The organism is Tenacibaculum caenipelagi, assembly GCF_004363005.1.
In the GTDB taxonomy this organism is placed as follows: domain Bacteria; phylum Bacteroidota; class Bacteroidia; order Flavobacteriales; family Flavobacteriaceae; genus Polaribacter; species Polaribacter caenipelagi.
On record NZ_SNYH01000001.1, the window covers coordinates 278,953 to 292,227 of the forward strand.

Consider the following 13,275-nt stretch of genomic DNA (forward strand, 5'->3'; position numbering starts at 1 on the left):
TGTGCTTAAGTTCTTAAACTAAAGTGTTTCAACTTAATTTTTAAATGACTAAGAAAAACACTGTACAACAAGCTATAAATTAACAGCTAAAACCTCCAACATACAATGCGAGTTACTTTATTTCCCTGATTCATCGGGATAACTTTAAACTCTTTTATGCCTAATTTTTTACCTGAACTTTGTAAGCTTTCTACATTTTCTTTTTTAGACACTAAACTCGTAAACCATTTGCTTGCTTTTGGAAACTTTGAACTCTCATATAAATAAGTATGTAAAAACGCTTTTTCTCCTCCTATATACCAAAGCTCATTCGAGTTTCCTGCAAAATTTCGTACAGCGTTGTTTCCTAGGTTTCTAGATTTTCTTCGGTTGGCTCCTCTCGCCTCTTCTGCCGACTTGTAAAATGGAGGGTTACACATCGTTACCGTAAATGCATCTTCCTCTTCTATAATTCCTTCTAAGACATGTTCTTCTTTAAACTGTTGTCTTAATTCAACCTTATCGGTAAAACCATTATCATCTATAATATCTTGAGCATAATCTAACGAATCTAAATCAATGTCGGTTGCTACAAAATTCCAATCGTATACTGCAATTCCCAACAATGGATAAATACAACTTGCCCCTGTACCAATATCCAACACCGTTACGTTTTCCTCACCTGCAACCAAATCGGCTAAATGGTGAATATAGTCTACTCTTCCTGGTATTGGTGGACATAAATTCTCATCAGAAAAATTCCAGTGTTTAATATTATAATGAGCTGCTAATAATGCTTTATTAAACTCTTTTACTGCTATTGGGTCAGAAAAATCAATGGTCTCTTTCTCAAATTTTTCAATAATAAATTCAGAAAGTTTTGGGTACTTCTCAGTTAATAACTTAAAATCATACCCTTGGTTATGTATGTTCTTTGGATGTAATCCTTTTTTTTTCTCCATTACAATTCTAGTATGGTAAATTTTAATTGCAACGGATGTAAGTTCTCTTTTAAAACCTTGATAAAATCTACTCCGTATTCTAAATAATACTCTGAAAAATTTCGTTGACGCTCTTCTAAACTTTGATTTGGTAAAATTTCATTTTGTAATAATGTAATTCTATCTACCAAATCTTTTTGTCTACGTTTTTCTGCTCTCAGCCAACGTTTTTCTAAATTATCTAACCCTTTTTGTTGCTTTCTTTCTTGTGCTTTTACTGCTCCTATAAACGAAACATCTGTTTTTTCAGCTAATACACTCAGTTTTTCGAATTGCTCTTTTAAAAACTGCTTTTGTTGAGTAAAATCAACTTTGTTTTCTGAATTATCCAATACTTTTTGCTGTATCAAGGTGTTTTGCTTGATAAAAATATCTTGTATTGACAACTCTAGCCTCCTTAGTTTCTTTGCTTGCTTTTCAGATACTACTTGTACCGAGTTACGAAGTAATAAAATAGGAAACGGAATTCCAGCCTCTTCAAATACACTTTTCAATTCCAACCAATAGGCTAACTCTCCCCCTCCACCTATATAACATAGGTTTGGTAAAATCACCTCTTGATATAAGGGACGTAAAATTACATTGGGTGAAAATCGCTCAGGAAAATCGTTAATTTCTTTTTTCAGTTCTTCTAGGCTCCAAGAAATTTCTGTATCATTTACTTTGTAAAAACCATTTTCTAAAACAATTCGTTCGCGAAGTATATCTGTTAAATAAAACAAGTTAATCTCTCTCGGGTTTACTTGTATTTTATAATCTTCTTCTAAACTTTTAATCGTTTTAGAAGTGTTTTTAAACGAAAACTGCTCTGTTAGTTCTTTGGTTACATAAGGAATAAACTCTCTTTTTAACTCGCTATCATCTCCATCAACAATCACCAAACCATACGATCCAAATAACTCATTAGCAATATATCTAGTTGCTTCTGCTAAATTATTATGTTCAATATAAGCTTCTCTGAAAAGCTGTGTTAAATATTCCGCATTTTTCGACGTTCCTAAATGCTCTGAGAACACTTCTAATACATGATCTAAACCTTCTGTAGAAAAACGTCCTACTCCTCCTGTTTGATGTGAGTTCCATTGCACTTTTTTTCCGTCAAAATTAAAGAAATTGATTTCTTCAAAATCATGATCTTCTGTCGCCATCCAATACACAGGTACAAAATTCTCTTTTGGAAACTGTGTTTGTAACTCTTCACACAAATTGATAGTTGATACTATTTTGTATAAAAAATACAACGGTCCTGTAAACAAATTTAATTGATGACCAGTAGTTACTGTAAATGTATTTTCTGATGCTAATATTTCTATATTTTGCTGGGTAGCTTCTGAAGTCTTACTATTCTTATATTGATTTTTTAAAACACTTACTAAGGTTTTTCTATGTGAATTCGAAAAATTACGTTTTTGCTCTAATTGATTTTTAAAACCTTCAATATTGGGAAAATTACCATAAAATGGTTGTAATTTTGGAGATTGCTCTAAATAATCAATCATTGCTTTAGAGAAAAACCCCGTATTTTTAAAAGAAATATTGGTTACCTTCATTATTTATTTTTTCTTTGAAACAATGTATAAATATATGGGCGTTCGTTTCCATACGGATTTATGAATGTGTGATTAAATGCTTCAACTAATACAAAATCATCACCTAATTTTTTTTGTAACATTTCAGTATTATATCGTTGTAATGGCAATCCGCAACATTTTTCAGCTCCATCTAAAGCAAATACAGCAATAATTACAAATCCGTCAACCGTAACTAATTGTTTAAGTAAATTGAAATAAGCAGTTTGTTCTTCTTCTCTTAAAAAGAAATGCAGTACAGCCCTGTCATTCCAAACATCTATATTTTGTAATTCTTGAAGCTGTACAGGATTAATTAAGTCATCAGTAATAAAAGTAACTTCTGACGCATCTTCTCCAAGCCTAGCTTTCAAATCATCTAATGCTTTATCTGACAAATCATTAGCTATTAATTGCGTGTAACCTTTACCAACTAATTCATCTATCAGCATAGAAGATCCAACACCAACGTTTAAAATTTTGGCATCTTTAGCAACTTTAGATTTTTCTAGTAATTCAATGGTTTCTTTCGAACTTTCTTCAAACCATCCCAACTTTTCAGTCGGATTATTTTTATACGCAGTGTCCCAGTGTTTTTTCAACAAATTTACATCTGGAATTGTACATTCACTCTCTTTTGTAGTCATAGTTCAAAAATAGGAAATTTTAATCCTTTGTCGAAAAGGAAACCAACTTCTAACAGATTTTTAACTACATTCTTTTTTAAATCACCAATTTGGCTATTTTTACATTTGGTAAAACACTATTATGCAGTTTAAACACCCAGAAGTTTTATATTTCTTAGCTTTTTTGCTCATCCCTATTTTGGTTCATTTGTTCCAATTGCAGCGATTTGTAAAAGTTCCATTTACCAATGTAGCTTTTTTACAAAAGTTAGTGTTGCAAACTCGTAAAAGTTCGCGCATAAAAAAATGGCTGATTTTAGCTACCCGTCTAATACTGCTTACTACTTTAATTTTTGCGTTTGCTCAACCCTATTTTAGTAACCAAAAGGTAGATGAAAAACAACATTTCTTTATTTTTCTAGATAATTCTTTAAGCACAAATGCCAACGGTGAAAAAGGAAATTTACTGCAGGTGGCATCACAAGAAATTATTGAAAACTTATCAAATAAAGCTAATTATTCTTTAGCTACTCAAGATAATTTTCACAAAAACAAGACTGCTTCTGAACTTAAAGACATTCTATTAAAAATTACCAATACCGCTAAAAAAACGAGTTTGAGAGATCTGTTATTAAAAGCTTCTAACGAAGGAAATAATAACTCTACAAAAAACATACTCATTTCTGATTTTCAAAATATTAAAAAAGAAGACATCAATAATATTCCTTCAAACACAACTTTAGTTAAAGTAACTCCTGAACAAAAGAGTAATGTATCTATTGATAGTGTTTTTGTAAGTGATAACGGTTCTTCTAATTTTAATATTCATATACTTATTAAAAATCAAGGAGAAGCTAAAAAAGAGCTCCCTATTGCTATTTATAACGCAGAAAAATTAATTAATAAGCAAACTTTTTCTATTAAAGAAAACAACGCTACACAGGTAACCTTTTCTATCGTAAAAACTCCAGTTTTCTTGGGTAAAATTGACATCAATTTTAAAGACACCTACGGATTTGATAATTCATTTTACTTTACGTTAAACTCCAACGAGAAAATTAACGTGTTAAGCATAGGTGAACCTGCCAATTTTTTAAGTAGAATTTACACTAAAGAGGAATTTAACTTTTCTACTTCTTCTATACAAAATGTAAATTACAACCTCATTCCAAAACAACATTTAGTAATTTTAAATGAGCTAGAAAATATTCCTAAAACCTTAATTAATAGTTTAGAATCTTTTGTTAAAAATGGAGGAAATATTGCTGTTATTCCAAATCAAAACTCAACTATTTCTTCATATAACAACTTGTTTAGTAAGTTAAATGCAGGCAGGTTACTTTCTCAAAAAAATGATAGCTTAAAAATCACGGATATTAATTATAATCATCCGCTTTTAAAAAATGTTTTTGAAAAAAGGGTACGTAACTTCCAATATCCTTTTGTAAAGACTTCATTCAACTCAGCGTTTCAAAATGCTTCTAACCTTATTTCTTTTGAAAACAAACAAGGTTTTATTAAACAAATAAACTTACCCAAAGCTTCACTCTATTGGGTTGCGGCTCCACTTCAAAAAGAAAATAGTAATTTTACCCATTCTCCCTTAATTGTTCCTGTTTTTTATAATATGGGAAAACATAGCTTACAACTTTCTGAATTGTATTACACCATCGACAAACAAAACACGATTGATGTTGATCAGCACTTAGCTAAAGACGAAATTTTAACTATTACCTCTACAAATAGTTCATTTATTCCTCTACAACAAACCTTTCAAAATAAAGTACGTATTACCACTAAAGAACAGCCTTTAAAAGCAGGTTTCTATAAAATACAACAGAAAAAAAACATACTAAAAAATTGTGCTTTCAACTATGCAAAGAGTGAAAGCTCTTTAAATTTTTTAGATTTTTCAGATATTGATAATGTTAAAACTTCTACTTCAGTAAAAAATACTTTAGAAAATATTAATAGTAAAAACAAAATTCAATGGCTTTGGAAATGGTTTTTGACCTTAGCTATCGTATCTTTGCTCATAGAAATTTTGATTTTAAAATTCTTTAAACCATGACAACGCTGCTAAAATCGGCAATAATTATAGATGCTTTTAGTCCTTACCACAAACAAACTAAAGATATTTTAATTAATGATGGTATTATTACCAAAATAGATACCAATATTCCTAAAAAAGACGGATACCAAGTTGTTGAACTTGATAACCTACATGTTTCTACAGGGTGGTTTGACACAAGTGTTTCTTTTGGTGAACCTGGGTACGAAGAGCGTGAAACTTTACGACATGGTATACAAGTAGCTGCAAAAAGTGGTTTTACCGATGTAGCTATTAACCCAAACACTAGTCCTATTGTTGACAACAAGTCTGCCGTTGAGTTCTTAATTAATAAGGTAAACGGATCAGCAACAAATATACACCCTATCGGAGCCTTAACACAACGAAGTAAAGGAATTGAAATGTCTGAGATGTATGACATGCAACAATCGGGTGCCATTGCTTTTGGTGACTACAATAAACCGGTAAGTAATGATAATTTATTAAAGATTGCTTTACTATATGCTCAAAATTTTGATGGCCTTGTTTTAAGTTTCCCTAAAAATAACTCTATTGCTGGAGAAGGTGTTGCGAACGAAGGAAAAAATAGCACGCTTTTAGGATTAAAAGGAATCCCTGCTTTAGCAGAGGAAATTCAAATTTCTCGCGATTTATTTTTATTAGGATATACAGGAGGTAAATTACACATTCCTACTATTTCTACTGCAAAGTCAGTTCAATTGATTAAAGAAGCAAAGAAAAAAGGATTAAATGTTACCTGTAGCGTCGCTGTACATCATTTATTTTTAACCGATGATGAATTACACGGATTTGATGCTAATAAAAAGGTAACACCACCTTTACGTACTGAAGAAGATAGAAATGCCTTGTTAAAAGGAATACAAGATGGTACGATTGATATCATTACATCTGATCATAGTCCAATTGATGTAGAACATAAAAAAGTAGAGTTTTCTACCGCAAAAGACGGAACAATAGGTTTAGAAAGTGCCTTTGGTGCTTTAAATACTTTGTTAGACTTAGAAACAATGATTAAATGCTTATCTAATAATCCGAGAGAACGTTTCGGACTTGATAAGATTACCATTAAAGAAAACGAAAAAGCTTCTTTATCTATCTTTAATCCAGAAGGAGATTATACTTTTTCTGAAGAAAATATTATTTCTACCTCAAAAAATAGCGTCTTTTTAGATAAAAAGCTTCAAGGAAAGGTGTACGGAGTCTTCAATAACAATCAATTAGTTTTAAATTCTTAACAGAATGAGTTTACAGTATCTTGTAAGAGAACCTAAAAGTTCTATAACAAATCCTCCATTACTTATTTTATTACACGGGTATGGTAGCAATGAACAAGATTTATTTTCATTTGCAGAAGAATTACCTGATGACTTGTTAATTGTTAGCGCCAGAGCTCCATACGATATGGGATATGGCGGTTATGCGTGGTACGCTATTAATTTTGATGATGTTAATGGAAAGTTTTCTGATTTAGCTCAAGCTAGTACATCGGTAGATCAAATAGCTACATTTATAGATGAAATCAAAACAAAATACAACACCAATCCTGATAAAACATTTTTATTAGGGTTTAGCCAAGGAGCTATTTTAAGCTATGCTTTAAGTTTTAAGTTCCCAAATAAGGTACAACATGTAGTAGCCTTGAGTGGATATATTAATGAGAAATTATTACCTTCAGAAATAAATAATTCAATTGCTACTGATTTTTATATTTCTCATGGAATAGTTGACCAAGTTCTACCTATTGAATGGGCCCGTAAAGCTCCAGTGTTATTAGAAAATTTCAATTTAAAAAATGAATACTCTGAATACCCGGTAGGACACGGAGTAGCACCACAGAATTTTTACAGTTTTAAAAATTGGATTGTAGAAAGATTGTAGTTTTAACAATTCTATTTGAAGGAAATTAAATATTTTTGCTATCTAAAAAAAATAGCATGAACAATATCTTCAACCAGGATGTATTATACTACTGGAGTGCACCTTTTTTCATTTCAGTAATTTTATTAGAGATGTTCTTTAGCTACCGCGCTAAAGCAAAAAACTACGATTTTAAAGACACTTCAACAAATGTTTATTTTGCCCTTCTTAACTTTGGTTTAGACCTTTTAATGAAGGTGACTTCGTTTGCAATTATGGGTTTTTGCTATCAATATCGAATTATTGATTGGGAAGGCAACATGTCTTGGGTATACTGGTTGTTAGCTTTTATTGGACAAGATTTCTTGTATTATATACATCATTATGTAGATCACCATTCACGCTTTTTTTGGGCTGTACACGTAACCCACCATAACTCTGAATATTATAACATTTCAACAGGTTTTCGTTCACCTGTATTACAACCACTATTCCGTTATATGTTCTTTTTGCCGTTAGCCTTTTTAGGAGTAATGCCTTTACATATTATGTTTGCGTATGCAATGAACCAGAACTACGGAACACTGTGCCACACAAACTTTATTAAAAGTAAGTTAGGATGGTGGGGGTATTTTTTCGTCACTCCTTCTCACCATAGAGTACATCATGCTTCAAACACAAAGTATTTAGACAAAAATATGGGGATGGTATTGATTATTTGGGATCGTATTTTTGGTACTTTTCAAGCAGAAGAAGATGAAGTTGAGTATGAAAAACTAAAATACGGTTTAACAAAACCTCTTGAAAATAAAGGCCCTATCAATGTTATTTTTCATGAATGGAAAGAAATTTTTAAAGATTTTTTTCAACGAAAGAAAAGTCTTCCTTTAGGTACTCGTCTTAAGTATGTTTTTATGCCTCCAGGTTGGAGCCATGATGGAAGTACAAAAACCAGTAAAGAATTACAAGAGGAACTAAAAAGTGAATCAAAAGAAGAGTTAGAAATTTTACCAAAAGAATTAAGGGTGCAAGAAATAAAAGTCGAGTAAAAACTCGACTTTTTCTTTTATAAACTATATTATATACTACTTTAATATCTGATTAGCGTGTTCTTTTGTTTTAACTTTTAAAATTACATCTTCAATTACTCCATTTTCATCAATAACAAAAGTAGTACGGTGTATTCCGTCATATTCTCGTCCCATAAACTTTTTAGGTCCCCAAACACCAAAAGCATTAATTACTTCTTTACTCTCATCAGCTAATAACGGAAATGGTAACTCATTTTTGTCTATAAAATTTTGTTGACGCTTTGCTGAATCGGCACTTACACCTAGTACATCATAACCCTTTGCTAAAAAACCTTGATAATTATCGCGTAAATCACAAGCTTCTGCTGTGCATCCTGGTGTACTTGCTTTAGGATAAAAGAATAATACTAATTTCTTCCCTTTATAATCTGAAAGTTTTACTGCGTTTCCTTTTTCATCTACTGATTCAAAATTCGGAGCTTTGTCTCCTATTTTTAATGTTGTCATCTTAATTCCGTTTCTAAATTATTAGCTCAAAGTTACAAAGTTGATTTTGATTATCTATAAATATAGGTCGCTTCTTCGTACATTTGAGTCTTTTTAAACAAAATAGAATGACTAAAGCAGAAAAAGTTCAATTTGTAATAAATACTTTAGAAGAGTTGTATCCTGAAACTCCCATTCCTTTAGACCATAAAGATCCGTACACTCTACTAATTGCAGTATTAATGTCTGCTCAAAGCACAGATGCACGTGTAAATACGATTACACCATTATTATTTGAAAAGGCAGATAACCCTTACGACATGGTAAAGCTTTCTGTAGATGAAATTCGAGAAATTATTAAACCTGTTGGATTATCTCCTATGAAATCAAAAGGAATTCATGGTTTATCAAAAATTTTAATTGAAAAACATCAAGGTCAAGTTCCTGCCGATATGGAAGCTCTAGAAGCATTACCTGCTGTAGGACATAAAACTGCTAGCGTAGTGATGTCACAAGCCTTTAACATACCTGCCTTTCCTGTAGACACACATATTCATAGACTTATGTATCGTTGGAATTTATCTAACGGAAAAAATGTTGTTCAAACCGAAAAAGATGCTAAGCGTTTATTTCCTGAAGAATTGTGGAATAAACTGCACTTACAAATCATTTATTACGGACGTGAATACTCACCTGCTCGTGGTTGGAAATTAGAGAATGATATCATTACTAAAACCGTTGGGAGAAAATCGGTTATAGACGATTACCTTCAAAAGAAAGCATAAAAAAAGCCCCAACATAGTTGAAGCTTTTTCCACTCTTAATTCAAATTCAATTCAATGAGATAGTTTGATTTCGTTTTAACAACTGTTAGCGATTTGGAAAAATTAATCAAATATTGAACTGTTTCTTGTTTTGGTTCCATTCTAAAATCCGAAGATTTTTCAGAGTAAATCTGCATCATATATAATCCCTTTTATTATTTATAATCAATGATTTAACGAGGGATTTTTGTAAATATTGTCTAATTTACTAAAATAATTTTATTTTTTTCAATTATTTTTCTGAGGTTAATTAAAGCATAGCGCATTCTACCTAACGCCGTATTAATGCTAACTCCCGTATTTTCTGATATTTCATTAAAACTCATATCATTATAAATACGCATTTTTAATACTTCTTTTTGTTCTTCAGGAAGCTCTTCTACCAATCCTTTTACATCAGATAAAATCTGCTCTTTTATAATTTTATTTTCTGCATTTAATGTTCCATCACTCAATACCGAAAAAATATCGAACTCATCGCTGTTATTAAATGTTGGAATTCGGTTATTTCTTCTAAAATAATCTATGATTAAATTATGAGCTATACGCATAACCCATGGTAAAAACTTTCCTTCTTCATTATAATTTCCTTTCTTAAGCGTACGTATTACTTTTATAAAAGTATCTTGAAAAATGTCTTCTGTAGTATCTCGATCTTGTATTTTGCTGTATATAAAGCTATACAATCTCTGTTGGTGGCGTTTAATCAATAATTCAATAGCCAATTCATTACCGTTAATGTAATTTTTTACTAATACACTGTCATCTACTATGTTTTGCATAATAATTACTTTTTTAAAAGAGTAACTAGATAGTTCTCTTTTGGTTAGGGGATTTTAAGTTATAAAAGTAATTATCTAACTATAGGCTTTATTTATTGATTAATAATAAGTTACAAAGATTAAATTTTTTATTATAAAATACAAAAAAAACTATTAAAAAAGAGAAAAATACTGTTATTTACTCAATAAAATCACTATAAATTGGTACTTTTATCGCTTATTTTTCGAGCACATGAAGACTGATATTTTAACAGCAAACCCTAAAGAAAACATCATTATAAAAGGAGCTAAACTCCACAATCTAAAGAACATCGATGTCGTTATCCCTAGAAATAAATTAGTGGTAATTACTGGACTTTCTGGATCGGGAAAATCTTCATTAGCTTTTGATACGTTATATGCAGAAGGACAACGACGCTATGTTGAAAGTTTAAGCTCGTATGCTCGTCAGTTTTTAGGTAAACTACACAAACCAAAAGTAGATTACATTAAAGGAATTGCCCCCGCAATTGCTATTGAACAAAAAGTAAATTCTACCAACCCTCGTTCCACAGTAGGAACTTCGACTGAAATTTACGATTACATCAAATTATTATACGCCCGCATTGGCAAAACCTTCTCTCCTATTTCTGGTAATGAAGTAGAAAAGCATACTGTTTCGAATGTTATCAATCATGTAAAAACTTTTGATGAACGCACCAAACTTTTACTACTTTCACCTATCGCTATTAATGAAAAAAGAGACGTTAAAACCGTTTTACAAGTACTAAAGCAACAAGGATATGCACGTTTAAAATATAAGGATACGGTGCATAGAATTGAAGAATTTCCTTCGGATGATTTTAATGGCGCTACCTTATTTTTAGTAGTTGATAGAATTGTAGTTCAACACGAAGAAGATTTTTACAACCGCTTAGGAGATGCCATTCAGACAGCATTCTTTGAAGGAAAAGGAATCTGTTATATTGAAAATTTATCTGACGGAAATACTACTGAATTTAGTAACAAATTTGAATTAGATGGGATTTCCTTTTTAGAACCCAACACACATTTGTTCAGTTTTAACAATCCATATGGTGCCTGTCCAACCTGTGAAGGTTATGGAAATGTGATAGGTATCGATGAAGATTTGGTAATTCCTAATACAGGATTATCTATTTATGAAGATGCTATTTTTCCATTTAAAACTGATAGCTATAAAAAATACAAAAACGATTTAATTATACATGCCGAAGAATTTGGAATTTCTATTCACAAACCTTGGTTTGAACTTTCTGAAGAACATAAAAGTTTAATTTGGAACGGAACTAAAAAGTTCAAAGGAATCAACCATTTATTCAAAAAACTAGAAGAGAAAAGCTACAAAATTCAAAATAGAGTAATGCTTTCTCGCTATCGCGGAAAGACAAAATGTACCGAATGTGAAGGAAAACGTCTACGAAAAGAAGCAAATTATGTGCAAGTATACGGTAAAACAATTTCCGAATTAGTTACACTTCCATTAGACGAATTAGCTGTATTTTTCAATAGTATTCAACTAAGTAAGTATGAAGAAAAAATAGGAAAACGTCTATTAACTGAAATCAACAATCGCTTACAATTTTTAACCGATGTTGGATTGAGTTACCTAACCTTAAACCGTACTTCAAACACGTTATCAGGAGGTGAAAGTCAACGTATTAACTTAGCTACTTCTTTAGGTAGTTCATTAGTAGGCTCTATGTATATTTTAGATGAACCAAGTATTGGTTTGCACCCTAAAGATACCGAAAGATTGATTGGTGTTCTGAAAAATCTACGTGATTTAGGTAACACTGTAATTGTGGTAGAACATGATGAAGACATCATGAAAGAAGCCGATTATATTATTGATATTGGTCCTGAAGCTGGAACTTATGGTGGAAACGTAGTTGCAGAGGGAACTTTTGATGAAATTCTACAATCTGATTCGTTAACTGCCAAATATCTTTCAGAAGAATTAAAAATTGAGATTCCAACAACCCGAAGAAATTCTAAAAATTTCATAAAAGTTATAGGGGCACGCGAAAACAACCTAAAAAACATTGATGTTACTTTTCCACTAAACAACTTAACCGTTATCACAGGGGTTTCTGGTAGTGGAAAAAGCACTTTAGTAAAGAAAATTTTATATCCTGCTATGCAGAAAAAACTGATAGGATATGGTGATAAATTAGGGCAACATACGGATGTTACTGGAAGTTTTGAAACCTTGAAACATGTAGAATTTATAGATCAAAATCCTATTGGGCGTTCATCTCGTTCAAATCCTGTTACTTATATCAAAGCATACGATGATATTCGTAAACTACTATCGGATCAAAAGTTATCAAAAATTAGAAACTATCAGCCTAAACATTTTTCTTTTAATGTAGACGGTGGTCGTTGTGAGGTTTGTAAAGGTGAGGGTGAAGTAACTATTGAAATGCAGTTTATGGCCGATGTACATCTAGAATGTGAAACTTGTGGTGGAAAACGCTTTAAAAAAGAAGTTTTAGAAGTTACTTTTGAAGGAAAGAACATCGATGATATTTTAAACATGACTATCGATGATGCTGTCGCATTTTTTACAGCACATGAACAAACGAAAGTTGCCAAAAAGCTAAAACCTCTACAAGATGTTGGTTTAGGTTACGTACAGCTTGGTCAGTCATCTTCTACCCTTTCTGGTGGTGAAGCACAACGTATAAAACTAGCTTCCTTTTTAGTAAAAGGAAATACCAAAGACAAAGCTTTGTTTATTTTTGATGAGCCTACTACCGGATTACACTTTCATGATATTAAAAAATTATTAGCTTCTTTTAACGCACTAATTGAAAGAGGACATTCTATCATTGTTATTGAGCACAATATTGAACTGATTAAGTGTGCTGATTATATTATTGATCTTGGTTTAGAAGGCGGGAAAAAAGGTGGAAACTTAATCTTTTCTGGTACCCCAGAAGACTTAGCTAAAAATAAAGAATCCTATACCGCTAAATATTTAAAAGAGAAGTTGATTTTTTAAAAAA

The 13,275-nt window shown here is 31.4% G+C and carries 11 protein-coding genes; 6 read left to right on the top strand and 5 right to left on the bottom strand.

Annotation, left to right across the window (positions count from 1 at the left end):
- Positions 1-86 precede the first annotated feature (86 nt).
- The 3 genes from rlmF to DFQ07_RS01195 are packed head-to-tail and all read right to left on the bottom strand — an operon-like array spanning position 87 to position 3,195.
- A complete protein-coding gene (rlmF, locus tag DFQ07_RS01185) occupies positions 87-941 on the bottom strand; it encodes a 23S rRNA (adenine(1618)-N(6))-methyltransferase RlmF (RefSeq protein WP_133534459.1) in 855 nt (284 codons plus the stop codon).
- Entirely contained in the window at positions 941-2,530 is a 1,590-nt protein-coding gene (gene bshC, locus DFQ07_RS01190) for a bacillithiol biosynthesis cysteine-adding enzyme BshC (protein ID WP_133534460.1), read from the bottom strand. Before bshC ends, rlmF begins: the two co-directional genes overlap by 1 nt.
- Positions 2,530-3,195, bottom strand: coding sequence for a methyltransferase domain-containing protein (locus tag DFQ07_RS01195; protein WP_133534461.1), 666 nt, complete (start codon positions 3,193-3,195; stop codon positions 2,530-2,532). Before DFQ07_RS01195 ends, bshC begins: the two co-directional genes overlap by 1 nt.
- 121 nt (positions 3,196-3,316) lie before the next feature.
- On the opposite strand from DFQ07_RS01195, the gene DFQ07_RS01200 reads away from it, so the two are divergent.
- The 4 genes from DFQ07_RS01200 to DFQ07_RS01215 are packed head-to-tail and all read left to right on the top strand — an operon-like array spanning position 3,317 to position 8,172.
- Positions 3,317-5,245 (top strand): BatA domain-containing protein, encoded by a 1,929-nt coding sequence (locus DFQ07_RS01200; RefSeq protein WP_133534462.1) that lies wholly within the window; start codon positions 3,317-3,319, stop codon positions 5,243-5,245.
- Positions 5,242-6,501 carry a dihydroorotase gene (locus tag DFQ07_RS01205; protein ID WP_133534463.1) on the top strand — a complete coding sequence of 420 codons (1,260 nt, stop codon included), beginning with the start codon at positions 5,242-5,244 and terminating at the stop codon, positions 6,499-6,501. Before DFQ07_RS01200 ends, DFQ07_RS01205 begins: the two co-directional genes overlap by 4 nt.
- Before the next feature lie 4 nt (positions 6,502-6,505).
- The gene (locus DFQ07_RS01210) at positions 6,506-7,144 is read left to right on the top strand and encodes an alpha/beta hydrolase (protein WP_133534464.1); all 639 of its coding nucleotides are present in this window, start codon (positions 6,506-6,508) and stop codon (positions 7,142-7,144) included.
- A gap of 56 nt (positions 7,145-7,200) precedes the next feature.
- Complete coding sequence (locus DFQ07_RS01215; RefSeq protein WP_133534465.1) at positions 7,201-8,172, top strand: sterol desaturase family protein; 972 nt, start codon at positions 7,201-7,203, stop codon at positions 8,170-8,172.
- Between the two features lie 36 nt (positions 8,173-8,208).
- On the opposite strand, the gene bcp is transcribed toward DFQ07_RS01215, so the two are convergent.
- Positions 8,209-8,661: a thioredoxin-dependent thiol peroxidase gene (gene bcp, locus DFQ07_RS01220; protein ID WP_133534466.1), complete on the bottom strand. Its 453-nt coding sequence runs from the start codon at positions 8,659-8,661 to the stop codon at positions 8,209-8,211.
- Positions 8,662-8,768: 107 nt separating this feature from the next.
- Here bcp and DFQ07_RS01225 point away from each other — a divergent pair, with 107 nt between their 5' ends.
- A complete protein-coding gene (locus tag DFQ07_RS01225) occupies positions 8,769-9,425 on the top strand; it encodes an endonuclease III domain-containing protein (RefSeq protein WP_133534467.1) in 657 nt (218 codons plus the stop codon).
- A 239-nt stretch (positions 9,426-9,664) separates the two neighbouring features.
- Here DFQ07_RS01225 and DFQ07_RS01230 read toward each other — a convergent pair whose 3' ends face one another.
- Positions 9,665-10,246, bottom strand: coding sequence for an RNA polymerase sigma factor (locus tag DFQ07_RS01230; protein ID WP_208107660.1), 582 nt, complete (start codon positions 10,244-10,246; stop codon positions 9,665-9,667).
- A 232-nt stretch (positions 10,247-10,478) separates the two neighbouring features.
- Here DFQ07_RS01230 and uvrA point away from each other — a divergent pair, with 232 nt between their 5' ends.
- Complete coding sequence (gene uvrA, locus DFQ07_RS01235; RefSeq protein ID WP_133534469.1) at positions 10,479-13,271, top strand: excinuclease ABC subunit UvrA; 2,793 nt, start codon at positions 10,479-10,481, stop codon at positions 13,269-13,271.
- Positions 13,272-13,275: the final 4 nt, after the last annotated feature.